General features: G+C 63.7%; 25 protein-coding genes. 24 read left to right on the top strand and 1 reads right to left on the bottom strand.

Going from position 1 to position 22,125, the window contains the following annotated elements:
• Positions 1-185 precede the first annotated feature (185 nt).
• The 8 genes from AVTE2539_RS05225 (at position 186) to AVTE2539_RS05185 (ending at position 8,845) form a co-directional block, all read left to right on the top strand.
• The gene (locus AVTE2539_RS05225) at positions 186-476 is read left to right on the top strand and encodes an XRE family transcriptional regulator (RefSeq protein WP_284408648.1); all 291 of its coding nucleotides are present in this window, start codon (positions 186-188) and stop codon (positions 474-476) included.
• A complete protein-coding gene (locus tag AVTE2539_RS05220; protein ID WP_284408647.1) occupies positions 473-3,628 on the top strand; it encodes an HsdM family class I SAM-dependent methyltransferase in 3,156 nt (1,051 codons plus the stop codon). The genes AVTE2539_RS05225 and AVTE2539_RS05220 overlap by 4 nt, the downstream gene beginning before the upstream one ends.
• Positions 3,625-4,269, top strand: a complete 645-nt coding sequence (locus tag AVTE2539_RS05215) for a hypothetical protein (protein ID WP_284408645.1) — start codon at positions 3,625-3,627, stop codon at positions 4,267-4,269. Before AVTE2539_RS05220 ends, AVTE2539_RS05215 begins: the two co-directional genes overlap by 4 nt.
• Before the next feature lie 756 nt (positions 4,270-5,025).
• Complete coding sequence (locus AVTE2539_RS05210; protein ID WP_284408643.1) at positions 5,026-6,618, top strand: ATP-binding protein; 1,593 nt, start codon at positions 5,026-5,028, stop codon at positions 6,616-6,618.
• Between the two features lie 186 nt (positions 6,619-6,804).
• On the top strand, positions 6,805-7,380 hold the full coding sequence (locus AVTE2539_RS26300) for a HigA family addiction module antitoxin (protein WP_349817198.1): 576 nt from the start codon (positions 6,805-6,807) through the stop codon (positions 7,378-7,380).
• Positions 7,381-7,724: 344 nt separating this feature from the next.
• The gene (locus tag AVTE2539_RS05195; protein ID WP_284408639.1) at positions 7,725-7,973 is read left to right on the top strand and encodes a hypothetical protein; all 249 of its coding nucleotides are present in this window, start codon (positions 7,725-7,727) and stop codon (positions 7,971-7,973) included.
• A gap of 18 nt (positions 7,974-7,991) precedes the next feature.
• On the top strand, positions 7,992-8,384 hold the full coding sequence (locus AVTE2539_RS05190) for a hypothetical protein (protein WP_284408637.1): 393 nt from the start codon (positions 7,992-7,994) through the stop codon (positions 8,382-8,384).
• 101 nt (positions 8,385-8,485) lie between these two features.
• Positions 8,486-8,845 (top strand): hypothetical protein, encoded by a 360-nt coding sequence (locus AVTE2539_RS05185; protein ID WP_284408636.1) that lies wholly within the window; start codon positions 8,486-8,488, stop codon positions 8,843-8,845.
• A gap of 120 nt (positions 8,846-8,965) precedes the next feature.
• Here the strand turns inward: AVTE2539_RS05185 and AVTE2539_RS05180 are convergent, their stop codons facing one another.
• On the bottom strand, positions 8,966-9,172 hold the full coding sequence (locus AVTE2539_RS05180) for a hypothetical protein (protein WP_284408634.1): 207 nt from the start codon (positions 9,170-9,172) through the stop codon (positions 8,966-8,968).
• A gap of 137 nt (positions 9,173-9,309) precedes the next feature.
• Between AVTE2539_RS05180 and AVTE2539_RS05175 the strand changes: the two genes are divergently transcribed.
• The 16 genes from AVTE2539_RS05175 (at position 9,310) to AVTE2539_RS05100 (ending at position 22,099) form a co-directional block, all read left to right on the top strand.
• Positions 9,310-10,086 carry a GTPase gene (locus tag AVTE2539_RS05175; RefSeq protein ID WP_284408632.1) on the top strand — a complete coding sequence of 259 codons (777 nt, stop codon included), beginning with the start codon at positions 9,310-9,312 and terminating at the stop codon, positions 10,084-10,086.
• A gap of 82 nt (positions 10,087-10,168) precedes the next feature.
• Positions 10,169-10,534 carry a DUF3085 domain-containing protein gene (locus AVTE2539_RS05170; protein ID WP_284408630.1) on the top strand — a complete coding sequence of 122 codons (366 nt, stop codon included), beginning with the start codon at positions 10,169-10,171 and terminating at the stop codon, positions 10,532-10,534.
• A gap of 351 nt (positions 10,535-10,885) precedes the next feature.
• A complete protein-coding gene (locus AVTE2539_RS05165) occupies positions 10,886-11,794 on the top strand; it encodes a DUF3577 domain-containing protein (protein WP_284408628.1) in 909 nt (302 codons plus the stop codon).
• Between the two features lie 156 nt (positions 11,795-11,950).
• Positions 11,951-12,778, top strand: coding sequence for a DUF932 domain-containing protein (locus AVTE2539_RS05160; protein ID WP_284408626.1), 828 nt, complete (start codon positions 11,951-11,953; stop codon positions 12,776-12,778).
• A gap of 95 nt (positions 12,779-12,873) precedes the next feature.
• Positions 12,874-13,569, top strand: coding sequence for a DUF3275 family protein (locus AVTE2539_RS05155; protein ID WP_284408624.1), 696 nt, complete (start codon positions 12,874-12,876; stop codon positions 13,567-13,569).
• Positions 13,570-13,662: 93 nt separating this feature from the next.
• The gene (locus AVTE2539_RS05150; RefSeq protein ID WP_284408622.1) at positions 13,663-14,007 is read left to right on the top strand and encodes a hypothetical protein; all 345 of its coding nucleotides are present in this window, start codon (positions 13,663-13,665) and stop codon (positions 14,005-14,007) included.
• A 105-nt stretch (positions 14,008-14,112) separates the two neighbouring features.
• A complete protein-coding gene (locus AVTE2539_RS05145) occupies positions 14,113-14,520 on the top strand; it encodes a hypothetical protein (RefSeq protein WP_284408621.1) in 408 nt (135 codons plus the stop codon).
• Between the two features lie 14 nt (positions 14,521-14,534).
• Complete coding sequence (locus AVTE2539_RS05140) at positions 14,535-14,795, top strand: hypothetical protein (protein WP_284409436.1); 261 nt, start codon at positions 14,535-14,537, stop codon at positions 14,793-14,795.
• Positions 14,796-14,871: 76 nt separating this feature from the next.
• On the top strand, positions 14,872-15,525 hold the full coding sequence (locus tag AVTE2539_RS05135) for a hypothetical protein (RefSeq protein ID WP_284408619.1): 654 nt from the start codon (positions 14,872-14,874) through the stop codon (positions 15,523-15,525).
• Positions 15,526-15,589: 64 nt separating this feature from the next.
• Complete coding sequence (locus tag AVTE2539_RS05130; RefSeq protein WP_502868865.1) at positions 15,590-16,699, top strand: DUF6094 domain-containing protein; 1,110 nt, start codon at positions 15,590-15,592, stop codon at positions 16,697-16,699.
• Between the two features lie 54 nt (positions 16,700-16,753).
• Positions 16,754-17,080, top strand: coding sequence for a methyltransferase (locus AVTE2539_RS05125; protein ID WP_228316121.1), 327 nt, complete (start codon positions 16,754-16,756; stop codon positions 17,078-17,080).
• An 84-nt stretch (positions 17,081-17,164) separates the two neighbouring features.
• The gene (locus tag AVTE2539_RS05120; RefSeq protein ID WP_284408613.1) at positions 17,165-17,473 is read left to right on the top strand and encodes a hypothetical protein; all 309 of its coding nucleotides are present in this window, start codon (positions 17,165-17,167) and stop codon (positions 17,471-17,473) included.
• A gap of 101 nt (positions 17,474-17,574) precedes the next feature.
• Positions 17,575-19,845: a helicase-related protein gene (locus AVTE2539_RS05115; RefSeq protein WP_284408612.1), complete on the top strand. Its 2,271-nt coding sequence runs from the start codon at positions 17,575-17,577 to the stop codon at positions 19,843-19,845.
• Between the two features lie 139 nt (positions 19,846-19,984).
• A complete protein-coding gene (locus AVTE2539_RS05110) occupies positions 19,985-20,563 on the top strand; it encodes a hypothetical protein (protein WP_284408610.1) in 579 nt (192 codons plus the stop codon).
• A gap of 67 nt (positions 20,564-20,630) precedes the next feature.
• Positions 20,631-20,954: a hypothetical protein gene (locus tag AVTE2539_RS05105; RefSeq protein ID WP_228316117.1), complete on the top strand. Its 324-nt coding sequence runs from the start codon at positions 20,631-20,633 to the stop codon at positions 20,952-20,954.
• Positions 20,955-21,451: 497 nt separating this feature from the next.
• Positions 21,452-22,099: a DUF1629 domain-containing protein gene (locus tag AVTE2539_RS05100; RefSeq protein WP_228316116.1), complete on the top strand. Its 648-nt coding sequence runs from the start codon at positions 21,452-21,454 to the stop codon at positions 22,097-22,099.
• The last annotated feature ends 26 nt before the right edge of the window (positions 22,100-22,125 follow it).

The raw sequence follows: 22,125 nt of genomic DNA, 5'->3' as shown, positions 1-22,125 counted from the left end.
CCGGAACCGACTTCCAGACGCTTAGAAAAGGGGCTTGCCCAGAGATGCATGGGTGAGCGCTCGGAGAGCTGGGGAATGGCACGCTTGTCAATACCGTCACGAAGAGGGATAGTCTCTGAGCTGCACACTATTTTGTGTGCCACTCGACATAAAATAATGTGTATCTTGAGGGATGCGACCGCTGTATGACCTACGATGACTTCCTTGCTGAGTTGGCCCTGGCTGGACTCACCGTACGCGCGTTCGCAGAACTCATAGGGATGAACAAGAACTCCGTGTCAAACTATGCCCGTGTTAGCAGGGTGCCCACCCATTTAGCAGTCATTGCCAAGCTGCTGTCGGAGTTGAAAGGGCGCGGCATCGGCTTCGAAGAAGTGCTAGCAAAGATTGACCGGACGCCCAAGAAGCCAAGGGGCGGGGCCAAGCCTGGGCGTTTCGGTGGCGACAAGCAAGAGCAGTTGGAGCTGCCATCGTGATCAATCAGCCTGTTTTCACCCTGGACTGGCTCCATGCAAGTCTAGGTTGGAACCGCCCCGAGCAAATCCTGCGACCGGACGGCGCGGGCGCCGCGAAGTTTGCTGCTCTGGTACAAGAGAAAATCGGCCGCGCTTTGACTGGGGAGGCCTCGGCTCAAAATTGCCGCATTGGTGTTCTCGCCGCTATGCCAAGCGCTGCGAGTACCGAGCCACCCATCGCGGTCGTGGTCGAGTTCTCGCAACCGGCTTCGGATGAAACCCTCGGTGAACTTCACCGGTTGGCATGGAACTTCTCTCATTGTCCGGCCCTGATCACCGTCGAACCCAGCCTGGTGCGCGTGTGGACATGCTGCGAGGCGCCTGTCTCCGGCCAGCGGCCCACGGACCGGATAGTCCACACGGTCACTGCGGAAGAGCTTGCCGACTCTAAAGCCCTAGTGCTCGAGCGCATCGCAGTGCAGGCTTTGCATTGGATCAATCTGGTGTCTGGGGTGTTTTTCTCCAAATACGCTGGGCGTTTCGATCGAGACGGGCGCGCAGATCAATTGCTGCTTGGAAACCTGAGGCACGTTAGGCAGCTTCTCGCGGAGATCGGCTTGAACGACGACGATGTCTGCCATGATCTGCTTGCACGGATCATTTTTGTCCAGTTCCTATTTGATCGAAAGGACGTGGACGGAAATCCAGCCCTTACAGCATCCAAGCTTGCCCGGCTTCACGCGGAAGGTTTGCTGCGCAAGTCACATGCGGGCTTCGACAGTATTCTTTCGAGCTACACAGACACCTACGCGTTGTTCGATTGGCTCAATGAGCGCTTCAATGGCGACCTCTTCCCAGGGAAAGGCGATACGCCGCAAGCCCGCGCAGAAGGCTGGGCAGCGGAAAAACGCATCGTCAGTAAGAAGCATCTGTCTTTGTTGGCCGATTTCATTCGGGGCGATGTTGACATGCCTTCTGGCCAGCATTGCCTGTGGCCACAGTACTCGTTCGACGTCATTCCGTTGGAGTTCATCAGCAGCATCTATGAGACCTTCGTCGATAAACGCGCGGCCGACGGCGGCGTGTTCTACACGCCACCGCATCTGGTCGATTTCGTGTTGGACAAGGTGCTGCCCTGGGACGGGATGGACTGGGATCTCAAGGTGCTGGATCCCTCATGCGGATCCGGAATCTTTCTTGTCAAGGTTTTCCAGCGCTTGGTCCATCGCTGGAGGCTGGCCAACCCAGGCCAACCGGTGCGCGCCGAACTGCTGCGGCGACTGCTGGAGCGCAACCTGATTGGCGTGGATATCGACCCGCACGCCGTGCGCGTTGCTTGTTTTAGCCTCTATCTGGCTATGTGCGACGAGATCGAGCCGCGCCACTATTGGACGCAGGTCGTGTTTCCGAGCATGCGAGGCCGCCGGTTGCTGTGCAGCGACTTCTTTGCGGAGCAGAACCCTGCTATCAATACGCAGGTCAGCTACCAGACTTATGACCTCGTTATTGGCAATGCACCATGGGGCGAGGATCTCGCGACTGCACAGGCAAAGGACTGGGCCCATGCCGACGGGAGGAACTGGACGGTCGCGAACAAAGACATCGGGGGTCTCTTCCTGGCCAAGGCAGCGCAGCTGTTGAAACCGGCGGGGCGCGTGGCAATGATTCAGTCGGCAAGCGCCTTCTTGTTCAACACGAGTTTCAAGTCCTGCGAGTTCCGCCAGCAGTTGTTCCAGGCACACCGGGTCGAGGAGGTGGTGAATCTGGCAGCGCTTCGATTCGACGTATTCAAGCGCAAGTCACACACGACCAAGACGTCCGTTTCGCCCTCGTGCATCGTCGTTCTGTCTCCCCGCCGACCGGCAGGGAGCGACCGTATCTCGTACGTCAGTCCAAAGCGGCTTAAGCCACTCACCGACGAGTTCACCATCGTGATTGAACCCCAGGATTGTCGTGCTTTGTATGTCCACGAAGCACTGAACGATCCGACCATCTGGACGGTACTCATGTGGGGCTCGCCTCGCGACCGCGCCCTGCTCAAGCGGCTGGTGCGACACCCCACCATTTCCAATCCTGGCGAATCGATCAAGGTGCTGACGCGGCAAGGCTTCATCTATGGTGACCGAACCCGGCCTCAGCCTGACTTAAATGGACGGCCGCTGTTTGACCAAACCACGTTTCCCGACGGATCGCTTATGCACCTAGACACGGACCTGTTGGCTCCGGCGCGAGATCTTCGCCTGCATTCCAAGGACTCTACCAATTTCGCAGCCTTCGAATGGCCCCAACTCATTCTGAAGAAAGGCCTGCAGAAGGGTCATGCCAGATTCCAGGCCCGCTTGGCCCAATCGAATAGCAGAGCGGCGGCCGTGTTCAATGACAACTACGTGTCGATCCATGGCCCCCAGGCGTTCCTTGATGCCGCCTGCCTCGCCGTGAACAGCCTGCTGGCCGTTTATTTCCTCAAGCTCACCAGCGGGCGGATTGCCGCCTACCGCCCCGCAGCGCTAACCAACGAACTGCTGGACATCCCCATCCCTTACCCACTGCCGGCTCGGACTAACAAGGCAAAAAGCTATGAGGGCATCGACGAGATCGTGTACCGCGCGTTCGCCCTGAAGGATGCGGAGCAGGTGCTGGTCGAGGATCTTTGCGAGTTAGTGCTCGCCGATTTTCAAGAGAAGAAGGGACGCACAAAGGCCAGGGATAAGCGTATGGAAGAGCGAGCCCCGTCAGATGCCAATCTCCAGGACTATTGCACCTACTTCATGCGCGTGCTCAAGGCGGGTTTTGGTACCGACAAGGCCGTGAGTGCGACCATTTTCTGCACCCCGGACGATAAGGCGTTGCCGTATCAGATGGTGTCCATTGAACTTGGACGTTCATCAGTCCCTCCCGTCGAATGGCGGAAGATGACCACCCTAGCACTTCTGGAAGAATTGGAACGACTGGATCTGCAGGACGGGAAAGACACTGGGGGGCGATTGGGGATATATACCAAGCGCGTGGTGCGCCTATATGACGCGAGTCAAGGCATTCCGATGATCATCATCGTCAAACCCAACGTGCATCGCTACTGGACAAGGTCTGCGGCCCTGAACGACGCGGACGAAGCCTCGCTTGATCTGTTTCGAATGCAGCAGCAAGACGGTACTTCTCAATCCATCCAATGATGATCCCTGCAGACCCAGCTTTTGTCGCGTTGGCCCGGGCGTGGATGCAGGCACCCGCAGACACGCTTCTGGCCCTGGTCTGGACAGCTTACGACGACATGCGGGCGTCGCCGCCAACCATTGACACGCGCGATCTGGAACGCAGCATCACTCAGCGACTGGAAGCTCGCATCAACGATGCGATGTCGGGCGATGAACCTTTTCGAGTTCAGCATGGCGCCTATGAACACGAGACCATGGCGGCACCGCCGGCGCAGCCGCCCCAGTACGACATCGCGTTTGTGCTGCGGTCGGACGAACGGTTGATGTGGCCCCTGGAGGCGAAGGTGCTGGAGACCGCCGGAAGGATCTCGGAGTACCTAGATGACGTCAGGCAGCAGTTCCTTACCTGCCGGTATGCGCCTTTTTCCGGTTCGGCAGCCATGCTGGGCTATTTGCTGAGCGGGGACACGTCGGAAGCACTGGACGGCATCGGCAAGAAGTTGGGATGCACGCTGCACCCGGTGAGTGGCCCTTCATCGACACGGGCTCATCGGATGTCCTATCACGTTCGGACGGCCCCACTCGGAAAGCCGTATCCCCAAGACTTCACCTGCCACCATTTGATGCTGGAGTTTGTCGGGCTCAAGCGCCACAGCTGAACATGCACTCCGGCTCAGCCAGCCATTAGATGGCTCCTCAAGCGTGCGCTGCAGGAGCGTGTCCTTTTTGCGCCCGCAAGACCTTCTAGAACTTGGCATCCCCCCCATCAACTCTGAAGATGCCGACGCTGCGCGAGCGGAGCGCACAGCTGTCTTAGTCGCGCACGCATCGACTGCGGCGCCAATGAGGCAAGAACGAAACTGAAGTGACTTACCGCGCAAGCCCCGCGCTTCCGGCAAATCCGCCCCTCACCAAGTCGACTCTCCGAAGGCTGCCAAGCCGTGGCTTCGCGTTTTCTCACAACTTGTGCTACCCAGCAGACTGGGCTGACCAACGCCAGCGTGACACTGCCGTTCGATGCAGCAGGTGAGCTAACGTAGGCCACTTCTCCGCATTTCCGCCACTCCAGCCATACCGCTACGGCCCGGCACTTCGGAGCAGTTACATTTTTGGCCCGCAATGCGGACCACGGCGACATCGGATTCACCGCCCACGCCGAGACCCGCCAGCGAGATGCTGGCTTCATGCGTTGCTGACGCCGTCAGCGCCATGCCAGCAGTCAGGATCCCCGGGCTGCAGCGGAATGTCTCCCGCACGATCCACCAGTCCGTCTTGCATCAAGCCCACGGACGCACGCCCTTCCCCAGGGCGTTGATGCCACCTCCTCTCTTGACCATTCGGTCCACTTCGTTCCCCTCGGCGAATGTCCTGTTCGCGCTCGCATGCGAGCGTGCGGACGTGTGCCTTTGCGCGCAATGCGCGCCATCTTCAAGGAGCCATACATGCATACCATTCACCTTCAAACCAACCAGCACCAGCTGATCGCCAACCTACGCCACGCCTTCAATCAACGCTCGATGCTCGGCGAGCTCCTGCAGAACGCCCGCCGCGCGCAGGCCAGCGAGATCCGGATCACCGTCGATCAGAGCAGCCTGGCCATCCACGACAACGGCGGCGGCATTGCCGACCTGCAATCGCTGATCTTCATCGCCGAATCCGGCTGGGACGAGCCGCTCAGATCCAACGAGAACGCGTTCGGAATGGGGGCGCTCTCCACGCTGTACTTCGCCGAGCACCTGAGCGTGCATTCGCGCGGTGCCATGTTCAATGCGCGAACAGCGGACATCCTCGCGGGTGCGCCAATCGCCGTCGTGCCAACGAACGCCTATCTGCAAGGCACCGTGATTCGCCTCGACGGCATCCAGCCGCCGCACCCCAGCGACCGGCTTCACGACTGGGTGGCATGGGAGCTCAAACGCCTGTGCGAAGCCTTCCCGGTGCCGGTGTGGCTCAACGGCACCGAAATCCCCCGCCCGCTCGCGTCTGCGTCGCTGGATTGGCGGCAGACGTCCATGGGAAAAATCTTGATCGATCTCACCGGTGCCCGAACGCAGTGGCGATGCTTCCTGCAAGGCCTGCCCATCGAGACCGGGGCGAACCACAGCCTTCACCAAGTCGTGCTGCTGCCCGACGACACGCTCGCCAAGCTGCCGGACCGGCAGCATCTGCTGAACGAGACCCAGGATTGCCGACGCATCCAGGCGGCGGTCGACCAGGCCTATCGCCAGGCACTGATGGACAAGAAGGCCGCACTGGCGGAAAGCGAGTTCGTCGAGCACTACGCCCATGTGTGCCTGCAGTCGTCCAATGCCGACCTGCTCAACGACCTGTCGTTCGTGCCCCGCGGGTGGTTTCGGGACTGGCAACAAGAGCCCGCAGGGTTTCGTCATTACTGGGAGCGCCGCGAAGCCGAGGGCGTCGTCTCTCGCACGGTGCTGCAGGAACTGGGCGTCTGGCAGATCGATGCCGACCGATGCGACGGGCTCACGGCCGAGGTCTATCTGGAAGCGGCCCAGGCGTTCCTGCTGGAAGCATCCGGCCTGGACAACGGGCACTGGGTCCATTCACTGGTCCGAGCCATCCGCCCGGAGCAGGTCCGAGTCGATGCGGATGCAGTCCTGCATCGGGATGCCAGCCCCTGGCTGGCCGACGGCGAAGTCGAACTGGCGCTCGTCGGCACGCTGCAGGTTCGCCTGGAAGGCGAATCGGGCTACGCCGTGCCAGCCATCCGCAAGGACGGCACGCTCTACCTCACGGCCCGGGCATCGGATGCGACCCGGCTGGTCAGCGACTACGTCTTCGAGGATCGCTATGAGGAGAACCGCGAGGATGAAGACGCAAAGACCCTGCGGACCTTCATCGCCGTGGGTTGCTCGTCTGCGCCGGATCGCGTCTTCGATGCCCTGCTGCCCGACGTGCTGCGCTACAGCGCGCAGCCGAAGCTGGCGGGCGCCACGGTCCGACTGATCTTCGATGCGACCGGAAAGCTCCAAGCGGTGACCGCATGACCCCATCCGCCGCGGTGCCTGCCCCTCGCCCGCACCGCCATCGCCTCCAAAGCCTCCCGTGCTCCAAAGCGATCGGCGGGACTGCACAAGCGGTCGCGCGCACGTCCATTTCACAGGAGAACCTCCCATGCACCTCTACCAGCAACCCTTGCAGGGTGTAAGGCATCACCTCACAATTCAAAGACCGTGATCCGGTCCATTCGGCACAAGGGACTGCGGGCACTGCACCAGCGTGGCGACACGGCCGGCGTTCGCGCCGACCATGTCGCCCGTCTGCGGCGCCTGCTGGCCTCCCTGGGCGTGGCCCAGGTCCCGGCCGACATGGACCGTCCCGGCAACCGGCTGCATCCCTTGAAGGGGAAGCTGGCCGGGCACTGGTCGGTCAGCGTGTCCGGCAACTGGCGCGTCACTTTCGCTTCGACGGCTCCGACGTGCAGCTGGTCGATTACCTCGACTATCACTGAGCAGGAGGCCTTCATGGCTATGCACAATCCTCCCCACCCGGGTGAAGCGTTGCGCGAGGACGTGCTCCCCGCGGCCCAGCTGTCGGTGTCGGGCCTAGCGCGGCACATCGGCTACTCCCGCGGGCAGCTGTCCACGGTGCTGAACGGCCGTGCGGCCATCAGCGCCGACCTCGCCCACCGGCTCGAACTGGCGGGCCTGGGCAATGCCCGGCAATACCTGGCCGAACAGGCGGCCTACGACCTGTGGCAGGCAGAGCACCGCGAGCATCCCCGCATTGCACGCCTGCAACTGGCCTGATTTCGCACCACCCTTTCCATCCCCTTCCCCATGGCCCCGCATTCCGATGCGGGGCTTTTTTTTGCCTCGGCAATCCGGACGGCGCGGGATTCCGATTTCCGGCCGACGCGGCCAGGCGCGCGCGCGAAGCTGGCTGCATGTGTCGCTGACGCCGTCAGCGCCATGCCAGCAGCCAGGATCCCCGAGGCTGCCGCGGAGTTCCTACCGCGCGATCCGCCCGTCCGCCATCGCATCGAGTCCGCGGACACGCGTCCTGATGACGCCGATGCCGATTCATCCACCGCCTGCGGGAGCTGCCATCCCGTCAGGGATTGCTCGATCTCGCTTCTTCCAGGAGTTCGCCCATGTCCCACCTGTCCCAGCCAACCAGCGCCGATACCCCGTCCCAGCCAACGCGTTTCGGCTGCCTCGCCCTGGCCTACGCCGGCAAGTACCTGCCGCTGCAGGTCCTGCACAGCGCCGCCGGCCACTACATCGGCACGCGCGACGCAGAAGGTCCCGTCTCGCGCGAGTCCAGCGAGTACTTCCGCAGCGAAGCCGCCGCCCAGCAGGCGCTGGAGCGCGGTGGCTGGTCCCAGTTGCCCATCCCGTGATCCATCGAAGGAGCTCTCATGCACCCGCTTCTCCCACCGGAAGTCGTCGAACAGATCGAACGTGAGGAACGGCATTTCGCCGCGGCACCCGATGCGTTTTTCCAAGCCTGGAAGCGCGGCGTAGAAATCGCTGGACCCGAGTGGTTCGGCGACGGCACGCACGAAGGCCTGCAGCGCGCCCGCAGCAAGTGGGACCTGCGCCCGAACTTGCTGCGGCTCGGCGACGCCCTCGGCGTGCTGAGCAGCGGCCAGCGCATGTTCCTGTCGGCGATGGTCAGCTTCTACAACGCCCGCGAAGGCGCAGCCATGCTGCGCCGCTGCGGCTTCGAGGGCCTCGCCGACCTGGGCGGCCTCGATCTGCAGCGGCGCCAGGTCATCGCCGATCTGGTGCTGAACTACGTCGGATGGTGAGCTGCCACCAGCGCACCACCCAGGTATTTCTTTTCAACCCATCGAGGGACATCCGTTCCTTCGGGGGCGGTGTCCCTCCACCTCTTTCCAAGGAGTGGACCATGTCACGAAATTCCTCTTTCGCCATCGTTCTCGAAGGCGGCCTCGTCCAGGCGATCCTCGTCCAGGATTGGCCGGAGCACCTGCCGCTGCCGCCATTCGCAGTCGTGGACTACGACACCGAAGGTGCCGCCGATCACGAGATCACGCGCTTTCCCATCGGCAACACTGAGGCCGAAGCGATCTGCCGGAGCGAGACGCCCACGGTGCACGAGCAATGTGCGGATTCGCTGTCGCCACGGGCGGTACTCACCGCTCTGGACGAACCAGTCGTCGCCGACGCCCCCGATCCACTGGCGATCGCACGCGGCGTGGGGCAGAGCCCTCTCGATCTCGATGCCCGGCTCACCGCGGCCGAGTAACCCCCTTCGGGCGACTACTACCGCCAGATCCAGTCGCTGGACCAGCATGGCCTGATCGACCTCCTGTTTCACAGCGCCTCCAGCGATACGCTGCAGCTCGGCCACCTGATCAGGGCCGCTTTATCCAGCGGCGATTTCGACCAGGGCGCCACCGCCATCGCGCGCGAAACGGACCGACTGATGGCCGGCATCCGCAATGCCGCCCATCGCAGGCAACTGCAACGCCGTGTCGTCTGGCATCTGATCGAAGGCCTTTGCATTGACGGGGAGCAGTGATCCCGAAAGGCCGCGCCTCCGATTCGTCGGCGGCATTTCCCCAGCAGCCATGACCTATCCAGGCTGCGGTGCGGTTCGCCGCACAGGTCATCCCTCTTCGGACGCGTCGTGCGTCCTTCCACGCCAACCCACAAGGGATCTGCCTCCCTTGCGGGCGGAAGTCCCTTGGATGTCTCAAGGAGTCTTCCATGGATACCCAAGCCCTCCGCGCACAGTTGCCCACCCTGGTGTGCGGCCACGTGCCGTCCAACGTCCACCGCTTCAAGTTCCAGGTCTTCGACGGCGAACCCAAGGTCTCGATCCTGGGCATTCCCGTCGATCCGAAGCCCTTCGACGGCAAGGTCATTGCCAGGACCGACGAAGCGATCGTCATTAAGACGGGCCGAGCCGAGTTCGCGGTGCTCGACCGGGCGCTGGTGACCGACGTGCCCGATGAAGGCGCCAAGGTGCACGTCGAGCCCTATGCCAGGCGCCGCTTCGATGGCCTTCGGGCGGACACGCCCGAAAAGCAGGTCGAACGGACGGTTGACGGTCTCACCTATTCGGTACACACCACGGTGTTGGGCTCCGCGCCTGCCAAGCTGCCCATCCCGAAGCCCCGCTGCCCCGAACTGGCCGCGCTGATCGAACAGCTGGAGCAGTTGCCGGCACCGGACGGGTTTCGTCGCATCACGCACATGCTGGTCGATGCAGGCGCGCGGGATTTCACCTGGGTGGACCCGACGCCCGCCAACATCATCCAAACGCCGCCGGCCATCGGCTTCACCGTCTCCACGGGCAAGTTCACGGGCGACGTCCGCGTGCTGTACAACCGCGGGGCGGATCAGTACGCGATCGAACTGCACCGCGGTGGCGAATGCATTGACCGCATCGAGGACGTGTTCTTCGACGACCTTGGCCGGGTTTTGGAGGGGCTGATCGACGACGGCAGCTGGCGCCGCATCCGCGTGCAGCGCGTGCCGTGATCGCACCCGTCTGGCGATAACACCTGCCTCGCTCCTCGCCCACCCGGCGAGGAGCCTTCCTTTATTTTTTCAGGAGTCCCCCATGTCCCTTCGATTCCGGGGCAACGATCTGCGGCCGGTGCTGGCCGAAGCGATCGCTCAACAGTGCCGTGTCATCCTGGTCAAGGACCAGGGGGTGTACTGGCTCGCCGAGCGCGGCGAGCGACGGCCCGATGGCCACCAGAAGCTGATCGCCTATGCGGTCGGTTGCAACCCCAATGTTGATCCCTTCGATGACTGGTGGGATCGGGCGCGCGCCGAACTGGGCGGCGACGACTTCGGGGAATACCTCGATCCGACCGAAGGCGTGCTGGCCCGCATTCTGGACAGCGAAGACGATCTGGAGCTGTCGGCCACATCGACCCACCTGTCCCTCCAGGCCCTGCCACCCGCCCCAGCCGACCATTGATCCCGCCGCTCTCTTTCTCAGCCCCCGCCTCGCGGGGGCTTTTTCTTTTTCCGGCAATGCGGTCGGATGCCAGCACCCCTTGTCAGTAGCGCACCAGCTCAAGACGCACGACGCTTCGCGCATGCCTGCCGACCGATGTCGGTGACATGCCAGGCAACCTCCGGTCTTCGAGGTTGCGCGCAGCCCATCCGCTGCGTGACCGGACCAGTTCGCAACGCATCCTTCATGCGAACGGCCACCGGCTTGCCCGGTGGTGGATGCAGATCGCCTCATCAACCCACCGCGGGGTTACGCACTCTCCCCGCAGCGTGGGGTCGGTGTGTCTCCGCTTTCTTCCCATGGAGATCCACCATGAACACCCCATCCAACACGAAGTCCTACTTCGACCTCCACACCTCGGGCATCGGCTACGTGCAGCGGGCCCGCGAAGTTCCCGTCAAGGGGGGCCGGCGTGCTCAGCCGTTCCTGGCCTGCACGATCGCCGCGTTGATCGGTCCTGCGAAGGATCCGAGCTACCGGTATTTCGATGTCAAGGTCTCGGGTGCCGAGGCCAAGAAGCTGGTCGAACGCTACATCGGTGTCGACGATCCCCGCCAGCGTCCGCTGGTCCGTTTCCGGATCGGCGACCTGTGGGGCGATCCATACATCCGTCCGAGCGGTGATCGCAAGGGCGAGCCGGCAGCGAGCATCAAGGGCCGGCTGCTGAAAGCCGAGCCGATTGAGCGCACCGAACTGGCAACGGTCGATGTGCACGAACTGATCACCCGCGGCATCGGTTACCTCAACCGTCCCAAGGAAGTCACTCCGAAGGACCGCGATGCGTTTCTTTCATGCTCCATTGCCGCGCTGGCGGGTCCCGTCGATGAACCGGAATACCGCTACATCGACGCGATCGTCGAAACCGACGATGCCCAGCACCTGGTGCGGCGTTGCGTGCAGGCCATCGAGGCCGAGCGCAAGGTACTGATCGCCTTCCGTCTGAACGACATGAAGATCGATCCTTACATCCGCACCCGGGGCGAGCATGCGGGCGAAGCGGCTGCGAGCCTGGAGTCCAAGCTGATCCACGTCGGCATGATCAAGATCGACGGCCAGAAGGTCTATCCCGAGGTCCCCGCGACCACCGAGGCGCCAGTGGCGCAGGACGACAGCGCCTGCGACGCCGCCGGCCCTGCCGACGACGACGCCGGCGTCCCGCCGTCCGAGTCCGCCGAGCGCGAGACCGAAGAACACGAGCCGGCCCTGGCCGCCTCGTGCTGAACCGACAGGGCCCCGTCACCGGGGCCCTGTCTTTCCTCCCCAGCAGCCCATGCAGCTCCTTCCCCGGAGGTGCATGCGTTCGCACGTTCCATCCCACGCATCCCGCACGGCCATCCCGCGGCCTGCGGGCTGCTGCATTGTTCAAGGAGAACGGACATGTCTCTTGCCACCCGCTTTTCGCACCACTCCCCCGTGCTGCGCGCGGACCGCCCGCTGTCGGACGACCAGATCCGCGCCGTTGCGCCCTCCATCTTCGCCGATGAACCCCACGGCAGCCGGTCCCACCGCTACGCCTACATTCCGACCGCGACCGTGCTTTCCAAGCTGCGCGCCGAAGGCTTCGAGCCTTTCATGGTGTGCCAGGCGCGCGTCCGCAGCGAGGATCGGCGCGAGTTCACCAAGCACCTGATCCGCATGCGCCATGCGAGCCAGATCAACGGCGCCGAGGCCAACGAGATCATCCTCGTCAACAGCCACGACGGCACCAGCAGCTACCAGATGCTCGCCGGCATGTACCGCTTCGTCTGCCACAACGGCCTAGTCTGCGGCGACACCGCCGCCGACATCCGCGTGCCCCACAAAGGCGACGTGTCGGGCCAGGTGATCGAAGGCGCCTTCAAGGTGCTCGACGGCTTCGACACCGTGCGGGCATCCCGCGATGCCATGCGTGCCTTGACCCTGGACGAGGGCGAGGCGCAGGTGTTCGCACGCTCCGCACTGGCGCTCAAGTACGACGATCCGGACAAGCCTGCACCGGTCGCGGAGGGTCAGTTGCTCTCGCCGCGCCGCTTCGACGATCGGCGGCCAGACCTGTGGTCCGTGTTCAACCGGGTCCAGGAAAACCTGGTCAAGGGTGGTCTGTCCGCGCGAACGGCCAATGGCCGTCGCCAGCGCACGCGAGAGGTACGAGGAATCGATCAGAACCTGCGCCTGAACCGCGCGCTGTGGATGCTGGCCGAAGGCCTGCGCCAACTCAAGGCCTAGCGCCCCACGGACCTCGCCCCTCGCGGGCGGGTCCGCTTCTTGTACATCGCCGGGGTGCCCTCAGGCGCCCATCACATTTTCCGAGGAGACATCCCATGGTGGCCACCAACCAACCGCCGTTGTCCACGAAACCCCACATCGTTACCGGCCAGCTGACGCTGCGCACCATCCGTGGCCGCAACGGCCCGTTCAACGTCGGTCGGCTCGTCACGCCGATTGGCGAGTTCGCCGTGAAGGACGCGGAACTGGAGCAGTACCCCGAAGGCAAGTACGAAGGGAGCTTCGCCATCCGCTACATCTATCCCAAGGCGTATCCCACCGCCGGCGGCATGCGCTTCGAAATCCGGGCCAACCTCGACGGAATGACCCTCTCGGGCCTGGACCAGTTGAGCCGCGACGAAGTCCGCAGCTTTGCGCCGCAGGACGTCGATCCGCTGGACGAGGACCTGGGTGCACCGGCCACTGCCACACCGGTACCGGTCCCCGAGCCAAGTCCCGCGTCCAAGCCCGCACCCGTGCGGACATCGAAAGATCCGCTGATCGATACCACGCCGTTCGGCATGGACGCGCCATCCACTGCCGCGGCTGACACCACTACCGCCGGTAGTGCCGACAGCGAGGACGCTGCGTTGTTCGGTGTGCTGTGGCCCCTGGGCGAGTTCGTCAAGCTGGACTCGACCATCGACCGTCGCACGCTGCGCATGCAGATCGCACGCCTGGGCTCGCTGGGCTATGCGCTGGATTTCAGGTCACAGGAATGGAAACGCCAGCCGGAACCCCAGGCGGCGTAAGTCTCTGCACCGCATCCGCGGTGATTCATCCACCCGCTGGAGCGCCTTCCCGCGCGGAAGGGAGGCTCTGGCCTCTTTCTGGAGTTCTTCACCATGTCAACGATCGACTGCAGTACTCAATCACATCCCATTGGTCACACGCCCGACGCGTTCGATGAACCCGCGTGGCGCACGGTCTGCGAGGCACTCGCCGCGCAAGCCAACAAGGGTTGCGGCCTGTCTCACGACTACTACGTCGAACGCTTCAGTTCGGCGATCGATGCGCAAGCCGGTCGATTGCCCGAAGACCAGCGCGCACAGGCTCTGAAAATCGCACGGGAATGGGACTACGCAACACCTGCCGAACGGCAGCAATCCCAGGACTGGAATGCGGATAACGGCCATTGCTCGCACGGCATCGAACTGGGTTGCTGTCCCGCCGGTTGCGGTTCGTACTGAAGACTGGCCCTTCGCTCCATCGCCACACACGCGGCGTTTTCACCACCCGCCGGGGTTCTTCCCCGCGGGGGAGACCTCCGGCTCTTCTATCTCAGGAGGCCTCTCATGGGCTGGTATTTCTCTCCCCAATCGCGGTCTGAACTGATCGCGCAATTGATCGCACCGCAGGAGACCGAGCGCGCCAGCGTGAAGGTCATCGCCCACGCGCTGCGCGGCAATGTCCTCTGGTCCGTCGCCGAAGTGACCGCCAAGGCCGAAGGCGTGCATCGTGATCTCGCACCGGGCCAGTCCCTGCGCACCATCCGTTGCGATCTGCTGAAGCGCAGCGGCGACCAATGGGGCCACAAGCCCCTGGACGAGTCCATGCACCCGTACTACTACTCGTGCCCGCTCTCCTACCTCGACCTCGCGCCAGAGCAGTGCGCCGACTGGCGTGCAGGCGTTCGCGCCCACCACGCGCGGCGTCGCACGCCCACGATGGCCACGGCACCCGCCGCGGCGCTGACCGCTTGAGCGAAGGAGCCGACATGGACCCGATCCTGGCGGCGCTCTCGCCCGCCCTGTTGGCACTCGTTGAAGGGAGTTTGTCCAACGACGAAGTGTCCAGCGACGAGGAAATGCGGGAGACCTTGATCCGCAGCGGTCTCACCGAGGAACAGGCGCGACGGGCACTGACCTACCGCGACCAGTACCTCCACCACATCTACCTGGAGGGTTTCACGCCGATCACCTCGGCAGACCAGGCGCTTCACTTCAACCCGCACACCCGGCAGTTCACGCCGGACTGAGCGGCTTTTTTCCACCCCCTGGGGCAGTACTTGCCCCGGCGGGCGGTGCTGTTCCCGTTCATCCGAGGACACCACCATGCCCGCAAACCCTTCGTCCACCCCGACCCTCTACCGCATCGACGAATGCGCCGACCTGATGGTCGATGCCTGCGTCTGCGACGCACAGGGCGAACTCGTCTTCCTGTCCGTTTGGGCACGCGACACCGCCATCCAGGAGTTTCTGGCGCGCCTGACATTGCCAGGCGACGCACAGGGCCTGGACCAGTTCCACTTGGTCACCGGCGAAGGCGCTGCGCTTCCCGTGTTCGTCGGCAACGTCGAGCAATTGGAAAAGCGCACGACGCGCGCCTTCCGCCGCACCCTGTTCGGCTCCATGGTCCACCTGTGGCTGTTCGATCGCCGCTGCGTGCAGCCCGATAAAGCGAACGCCAGCGCGCTCGCCCTGATCCCCAAGGCCGACGCCGCGTCCACCGAACGGTTGTGGACGCTGGTGCAGCAGACCTGTCCGCTGCCCCTGCTCGACCACTGGCGCGACACCGTGCTGGAACTGCTGTCCACCCAGGCGATGCTGAGCCGCCTTCCGATGGCGCTCGGGCCGCTCGAAGGCCATCGGCTGGCCCTGGATGTGCCCGTGCTCGCCCGAGCATTGGGTGAGTTGATCCGCCGCGATGTTCTCCGCGCCTGCGCGCAAGACGCCCTCCCGGCGGAGCCGCTTCGGCGGCGCGCCTGACGCCCTCGATGGGCCTGCAACGCAGGCCCTTCCTCCTTTTTTCTCACCGCAACAGGAGCATTCCATGGCACTCATGTTTCCGCGCCTTGCGCGTAATTTCATCAAGGCGGGCTACTTCCCGACCGACGAACCGACGCTGGAGCGGGTGCTGTCCGCCCTCGCCCCCGCCAGCGGTCCGATGTGCATCCTCGATCCCTGCGCCGGCGAAGGCGTGGCGATCGCCGAGGCTGCCCACGCCCTCGGGCGCGAGCAGGTCACCGCGTATGCCGTCGAATACGACGGCGAGCGCGCGGCCCACGCGCGTTCGCTGGTGGACCACTGCCTGCACGGCGACCTGATGGACACGATGATCTCCCGCCAGGCCTTCGGCCTGCTCTGGCTCAATCCGCCCTACGGCGACCTGTCCCGGGACGCCAACGGCAACATCGGCTACCAGGGCCAAGGCCGTGCGCGGCTGGAAAAGCTCTTCTACCAGCGCTGCCTGCCGCTGCTGCAGTACGGCGGCGTGCTGGTCTTCATCGTGCCGAGCTACGTGCTCGATGCCGAACTGGTCGGATGGCTCACACGCCACTTCGACGGCCTGCGGGTCTGCCGAGCGGTGGAGACGCAGTTCCGCCAGGTGGTGGTCTTCGGTCGCCGGGTCCGCCAGCGCGATCAGGCGTCAGACGAAGCGAAAGCTGCGCGCGGCCTGCTGGTGCAGGTCGGGCATGGCGACGTGGAAGCCGATCCAATACCGACCGAATGGCCGTTCCTGCCGTACACCGTGCCTGCCAGCCCGGCATCGCCGGAGCATTTCTACCGCGTGACGATGGAGCCGGCGCAGTTCGCCGAGGAAGTCGGCCGCCTGCAAGGGCTGTGGCCTTCGGTGCAGACGCACCTGGGCGCCGCCCAGCAGGCCTTGCGCCCGCCGGCGCGAGCCTTGTCCTCCTGGCATCTCGCCTTGGCGCTCGCAGCCGGTGCGATCTCTGGCGTGGTCACCTCCAAAACCGGCCGCGTATTGGCCGTCAAGGGCGACACGCACAAGGAGAAAACGCTCGCCAGGCAGTACACCGAGCGGGACGACGGCTCCGTCGCAGAGACCCGCATCCTCACCGACAAGTTCGTGCCGGTCATCCGCGCGTGGGACTTGACGCCGTCCTCCCCGACCCGGGGCGAGGTGTTGACCATTCGCTGACGTTCGATCCCATCGGCGGCCTCGCCGCCTCTTTCCAACCCAAGGAGTCATTCCATGCTGCAAGGTCTCTTCGCACGCCAGCGGCGTGCATCCGTGCCGTCCCCGCTGTTCTCCGTGTGCCAGCTCCAGTTGAGCGAGCAGGTGCATTGGCTGGACAGCAAGGGCCTCCTCGATCCCCTGCCCTATGTGCAGCGCCACATGCGCGGCGACTGGGGCGAGGTCGATGAAGCCCGGCGCCGCGCCAATGAAGGCGCGCTCCAGGCAGGCGGCGTCCTGCAATCGCAGTACCGCATCACGCCCCGGCTGGCGTTGCTCGTCCTCACCGACGAGGCGCGCCACCGCACCGTCGTGCGGCTGCCGGAGGAACCGGATCCCCGCTGAGCGGTTCCGCTTTTTTTTCATTCACCCCATGGGGCACGTCGCGGCCCCGGGCCGGGCGTGCTCCGCTTTTGAAAGGAGCCTTCCATGTCGTCGTCTTCTCATCGCATCCCGCAGCGCCACAACCCGCTGTTTCCCATCGGCGCGCTGGTCTACAGCGAAGGGGTCTACCGGCTGGTCCGCGAGGGCCGGCTGGACCCCCTGCCCTCTGTCCAACGCCACATGCGCGGTGACTGGGGCGATGTCTCCGACGAGGCCTGGCATGCGAACAACGCCGCGCTGCCCGCAGGCGAACGCCTGGGCTCGTTCTATGTCGTCACCCGCGAATTGAATCTCCACGTTTTCACGCTGGCGGACCGCAGTGCGACCCACGTCGTGCTGCCGTCCGAGAACTGATCTCGCTTTCCTGACGGCTCGCCGTCGCTCTTCCCATCCCCGGGGCATGCCACCTGCCCCTCGGGGCGGGTGCATGCCCTTTTTTTCTTTGGAGCATCACCATGTCCCTCGATCTCGATTCCAACGATGCGGCGCCCATGCAGGGCGAACTGCTGGACGACGCATCGTCCCCGCTCACAATCGCCCTCACCGACTTCGTCTCGGAGTTCGGCGACGAATTGCTGCAGGCCCTCAACGGTGCGAACCCGCCGGTGTACACCGGGCAGGTGCGCATGCACCGGCAATCGGTGCTCTCCGGCCTCAAGCGCCGGCTCTTCCCCGCGCAGGCCGACGTCGTGCACGCGGTCACGGAGTTGCTCGTCAACCGCGGCGAACGCGCCGCGTTCGTCAACGGCGAGATGGGCTGCGGCAAGACCACCGTCGGCATCGCCACCGCCGCCGTGCTGCACGCCGAAGGCTACCGTCGCACGCTGGTGCTCTCCCCGCCCCACCTCGTCTACAAGTGGCGCCGCGAAATCCAGCAGACGGTCGCTGGCTCCAAGGTCTGGGTGCTCAACGGCCCGGACACACTGGTCAAGTTGCTCAAGCTGCGCGAGCAGCTGCAGGTCCCAGCGCATGCGCAGGAGTACTTCGTGCTTGGGCGCGTGCGTATGCGGATGGGCTTTCACTGGAAGCCCGCCTTCGCGGTGCGGCGCACCCGCCACGGCGACGTCGGCACCTGCCCGCATTGCGGCACCGTCATCACCGACGAGGACGGCGAGCCCATCGGCACCGCTGAACTCGATGCGGAGGAAACCCGCCGCACCTGCGGCGGATGCCGCTCGCCCCTGTGGACGCTGATGCGCCCGCGCAGCTTGTCGGCCACCGATCAGTCCAGCGCGGTGCTCAAGGCGCTGCAGCGCATTCCCACCATCGGACAGGTCACCGCGCAGCGGCTGATGCGCACGTTCGGCGACGGCTTTCTCGCCTCCATGCTCGGCGACAACATCCACGAGTTCATCAACCTGATGGATGACCGCGGCGAGCTGGTCTTCTCGGACCGCCAGGCACATCGCATGGAGCGCGCGATGGCGAACATGGAGTTCGGCTTCGGCGAGGGCGGCTACCAGCCGTCCGAGTTCATCAAACGCTATCTGCCGCAAGGCACGTTCGACCTGCTCATCGCCGACGAGGCGCACGAGTACAAGAACGGCGGCTCGGCCCAGGGACAGGCGATGGGCGTGCTGGCGGCGAAGGCGCGAAAGACGCTGAATTTGACCGGCACGCTGATGGGTGGCTATGGCGACGACCTGTTCTATCTGCTGTTCCGTGCCCTTCCCGGGCGGATGATCGAAGACGGCTACCGGCCCTCGAAAAGCGGCTCGATGACCTCGGCCGCGATGGCATTCATGCGCGACCACGGTGTGCTCAAGGACATCTATTCCGAGAGCACCGGCACTTCGCACAAGACGGCCAAGGGCTCCAAGGTGTCGGTGCGCACGGTCAAGGCACCGGGCTTCGGGCCGAAGGGCGTGCTGCGCTGCGTGCTGCCGTTCACGGTGTTCCTCAAGTTGAAGGACATCGGCGGCGACGTGCTGCCGCCCTACGACGAAGAGTTCCGAGAAGTGGCGATGAACCCGGCGCAGGCATCGGCCTACCAGAACCTGGCAGGCCGGCTCACTACGGAATTGCGGCAGGCATTGGCACGCCGCGACACGACGCTGCTGGGTGTGGTCCTCAACGTGCTGCTGGCCTGGCCGGACACGTGTTTCCGGTCGGAGACGGTGGTGCATCCCCGCACGCGCGGCACCTTGGCGTTCGTGCCGGCCCAGTTCCACGAACTGGACGCCATGCCCAAGGAACGGGAACTGGTCGAGATCTGCCGGCAGGAGAAGGCACTGGGCCGTAAGACCCTGGTCTACACGGTGTACACCGGCACGCGCGACACGACGGCGCGGCTCAAGCGGCTGCTGGAGATGGAAGGCCTGAAGGTGGCGGTACTGCGCGCGAGCGTGGAAGCCTCCCGCCGCGAGGACTGGATCGCCGAGCAGCTGGACCGCGGCATCGACGTGCTCATCACCAATCCGGAACTGGTGAAGACCGGGCTGGATCTGCTGGAGTTTCCGACGATCGTCTTCCTGCAATCGGGCTACAACGTGTATTCGCTGCAACAGGCCGCACGCCGCTCCTGGCGCATCGGCCAGACGCAGTCGGTGCGCGTGATCTACCTGGGCTACGGCGCCACCTCGCAGATGACCTGCCTGGAGTTGATGGCCAAGAAGATCATGGTGGCGCAGAGCACGTCGGGGGACATCCCGGAATCGGGGCTCGACGTGCTGAACCAGGATGGCGATTCGGTGGAAGTGGCACTGGCACGGCAGCTGGTGCATTGATCTTGTGACGACCCTTGGCGGCTCCTTCGGGAGCCGTTTTTTTGCCCGCGCACCAGCCAAGCGCGCTTACCAGCCGTTACGACGGCGGAAGCACTACGTCCGACACTTTCTAGCGTGTAGAACGACCTTGGAGAACAGGATGATCTCTTCCCGCACTCTTGCAGCCACGTCCAACCAGGACGCAGCACCGAACGCACGTCCCCCGACACCAGGCCAGCCCCTTCCCGATGATGAAATCCCGTTCAAGGCGGATGTGTGGAGGGACAACGGGCGCATCGTCGGAGCGACTTTCAAGGGGCAGATTTCCACCACCAGATTCAACGGACGGGTGAAGACCGGCGGCGCCGAGGTCAATGTCGAGCGAGGCAATGCCTTCGGCTCCGCCTCCACCAACGGCACGTCCATGGATGGCCGCGTGGGGTTCAGAACTGGCCTGGAGAACTTCGAGTTGAGCGCCTCGTTCGCCCCGGGCGGAGAGCTCAGCGGATCGGGCAAGGTTACCGTGGGCGATGCGTCGTTCTCGTTTTCCAATGACTCCATCGGCACCGAGTTCAAGTTCGCCAACGGCGCCAGCGCCGCGATTAGCAGGAGTACGGCCGGGGCATGGAACGCGAGCTGGAGCTCCCCGGCTGCGGGCAGCTTCCAGACGGCACTGAATTTCGAGAACAGCGGCGGCAGTTGGTCGATTAACGCCAACTTCACACTCAAGGTCGAGTGACGGCATAGCATCGATCGCGTGCGCTGCGTGCCGCGCACTAGTTTTCGGAACCTTACGGTGGACGCAGATGCTGCCGCAATCCTTCGTCGCTCGGGCAATCCTGATCGCACTGATCCTGGCCTTGGCTGGTTGCGCTTCGATGGACAGGAGCATGCATCGCTTCGACAGTTGGCTGGGCTCGTTCAAGAGCCGCGATGATGGCGGCTACCTCGCCACCTGCAACGAGCCTGGCAACACGTTCGACGCGACGACCGCGCCTCCTTGCGAGAGCGCTCTCCGAAGGCACTGCCCGAACGGGTTCAACCTTGCCAGCGTCGGTGCCACGGAAAACCCCAGCCCCCGCAGCTTTACCGAGAAGTACCGGGTGACGGCCCTGGCGTACTGCAAGTGAGTCGCCGCAAGCGGGGCTCTGAGGGAGAAGAACACGATCGATATCCTCAGCAGCTGGTATCCAGACCGCGGGCGCTGTACGCGCCGCGATGCGTCACCTTGATAGCCGAGAACGACATCACGGTACTGGCTTGCCGCAAGCGAGGCGGTCAGACTTCCCCTACTGCGCGCCATCAACCGAACTGGCATCCTATCGAAGTCCAGGTGTCCGGCATGCCTCGGGCTCTCCGGGCGTGAGAACGCCATACAACAGTCGACTCGTGCGTTGTGATCGCGTGTAGCGCGATGCTCTGTCCGAACGTAGTTTCGGAAAACTACGAGATTGCTGGGGTGTCTGGCTTGAAGATACAGCAATTGCTGATCCACCCTGATTGTGGTGAAGCTCCTCTTGGCTGGTGGCAAGCTGGTCGAATGGGTTAACACTGCAGCTTTGATGTTTCACTTCCAATAAGTCGTCACCAATCATCGAATGGCACAAAAATCAATTGAAGTGACCCAATGAATAGCAATCAAAATTCTCAAAAGGGACGCTTCTACCTCCTAGATCCGGACATCCGCGGCGGAGGTCCTGGAACCGATGTTGAAATCTCCAACGAAGAAGCCCTTCTGACACCTCCACGCCTCATCATCCGGCCCGTGGAAGGCGGATTTCCGACGCTCGCGGAAACACCGGTTCTGGCTCACGAGCGCAATTCAAAAAGGCGCCCTCGAGATCTCGAAGGAGGATTCAGTGGTTACTGGCTGGTTTCGGAGCGGCTCAAGCGCGCTTTCGAGTCAGTGGACGCCGAGGGCTTTGCATTCGTCCCCTGCGATTACACATTGCCGGACGGCTCGAAGGGCCCGCAGCATTACCTGTGCGACGTGGTTCGGACCATTTTTGCGCTGGACAAATCCAGCTCTGAATTTCAAACGCGAATCGCCCGGGATCACGCTGCCAATCAAGACGTGGAGATGATTACGTTTTCGGGAGGAGCGAAGCTATTCTTCAAGCAGGAATTGATTGGGGATGCCCATGTCTTCAGGATGGGAGAGGATCCATCCAGCGTGATCTGTGATCGCACGATGTATGAAGCGATACGAAGCGCGGGAATTGGAGTGAAACCTAGCTCCGATGGCCTGTGGTGGAAGGACGCCGCCGATTTCTAGTGGCTTGCACTCACTGTGATATGCCG

This window comes from Acidovorax sp. SUPP2539 (assembly GCF_030158975.1).
Taxonomy (GTDB): Bacteria; Pseudomonadota; Gammaproteobacteria; order Burkholderiales; family Burkholderiaceae_C; genus Paracidovorax.
This window is presented reverse-complemented; position numbering and strand designations above follow the sequence as displayed.

Excerpts from the sequence above, each read along its gene's own strand:
- AVTE2539_RS05225 (WP_284408648.1), top strand. The coding sequence starts at position 186 with ATGACCTACGATGACTTCCTTGCTGAGTTGGCCCTGGCTGGACTCACC.
- AVTE2539_RS05215 (WP_284408645.1), top strand. The coding sequence starts at position 3,625 with ATGATGATCCCTGCAGACCCAGCTTTTGTCGCGTTGGCCCGGGCGTGG.
- AVTE2539_RS05210 (WP_284408643.1), top strand. The coding sequence starts at position 5,026 with ATGCGCGCCATCTTCAAGGAGCCATACATGCATACCATTCACCTTCAA.
- AVTE2539_RS05195 (WP_284408639.1), top strand. The coding sequence starts at position 7,725 with ATGTCCCACCTGTCCCAGCCAACCAGCGCCGATACCCCGTCCCAGCCA.
- AVTE2539_RS05190 (WP_284408637.1), top strand. The coding sequence starts at position 7,992 with ATGCACCCGCTTCTCCCACCGGAAGTCGTCGAACAGATCGAACGTGAG.
- AVTE2539_RS05185 (WP_284408636.1), top strand. The coding sequence starts at position 8,486 with ATGTCACGAAATTCCTCTTTCGCCATCGTTCTCGAAGGCGGCCTCGTC.
- AVTE2539_RS05180 (WP_284408634.1), bottom strand. The coding sequence starts at position 9,172 with ATGGCTGCTGGGGAAATGCCGCCGACGAATCGGAGGCGCGGCCTTTCG.
- AVTE2539_RS05175 (WP_284408632.1), top strand. The coding sequence starts at position 9,310 with ATGGATACCCAAGCCCTCCGCGCACAGTTGCCCACCCTGGTGTGCGGC.
- AVTE2539_RS05170 (WP_284408630.1), top strand. The coding sequence starts at position 10,169 with ATGTCCCTTCGATTCCGGGGCAACGATCTGCGGCCGGTGCTGGCCGAA.
- AVTE2539_RS05165 (WP_284408628.1), top strand. The coding sequence starts at position 10,886 with ATGAACACCCCATCCAACACGAAGTCCTACTTCGACCTCCACACCTCG.
- AVTE2539_RS05160 (WP_284408626.1), top strand. The coding sequence starts at position 11,951 with ATGTCTCTTGCCACCCGCTTTTCGCACCACTCCCCCGTGCTGCGCGCG.
- AVTE2539_RS05155 (WP_284408624.1), top strand. The coding sequence starts at position 12,874 with ATGGTGGCCACCAACCAACCGCCGTTGTCCACGAAACCCCACATCGTT.
- AVTE2539_RS05150 (WP_284408622.1), top strand. The coding sequence starts at position 13,663 with ATGTCAACGATCGACTGCAGTACTCAATCACATCCCATTGGTCACACG.
- AVTE2539_RS05145 (WP_284408621.1), top strand. The coding sequence starts at position 14,113 with ATGGGCTGGTATTTCTCTCCCCAATCGCGGTCTGAACTGATCGCGCAA.
- AVTE2539_RS05140 (WP_284409436.1), top strand. The coding sequence starts at position 14,535 with ATGGACCCGATCCTGGCGGCGCTCTCGCCCGCCCTGTTGGCACTCGTT.
- AVTE2539_RS05135 (WP_284408619.1), top strand. The coding sequence starts at position 14,872 with ATGCCCGCAAACCCTTCGTCCACCCCGACCCTCTACCGCATCGACGAA.
- AVTE2539_RS05130 (WP_502868865.1), top strand. The coding sequence starts at position 15,590 with ATGGCACTCATGTTTCCGCGCCTTGCGCGTAATTTCATCAAGGCGGGC.
- AVTE2539_RS05125 (WP_228316121.1), top strand. The coding sequence starts at position 16,754 with ATGCTGCAAGGTCTCTTCGCACGCCAGCGGCGTGCATCCGTGCCGTCC.
- AVTE2539_RS05120 (WP_284408613.1), top strand. The coding sequence starts at position 17,165 with ATGTCGTCGTCTTCTCATCGCATCCCGCAGCGCCACAACCCGCTGTTT.
- AVTE2539_RS05115 (WP_284408612.1), top strand. The coding sequence starts at position 17,575 with ATGTCCCTCGATCTCGATTCCAACGATGCGGCGCCCATGCAGGGCGAA.
- AVTE2539_RS05110 (WP_284408610.1), top strand. The coding sequence starts at position 19,985 with ATGATCTCTTCCCGCACTCTTGCAGCCACGTCCAACCAGGACGCAGCA.
- AVTE2539_RS05105 (WP_228316117.1), top strand. The coding sequence starts at position 20,631 with ATGCTGCCGCAATCCTTCGTCGCTCGGGCAATCCTGATCGCACTGATC.
- AVTE2539_RS05100 (WP_228316116.1), top strand. The coding sequence starts at position 21,452 with ATGAATAGCAATCAAAATTCTCAAAAGGGACGCTTCTACCTCCTAGAT.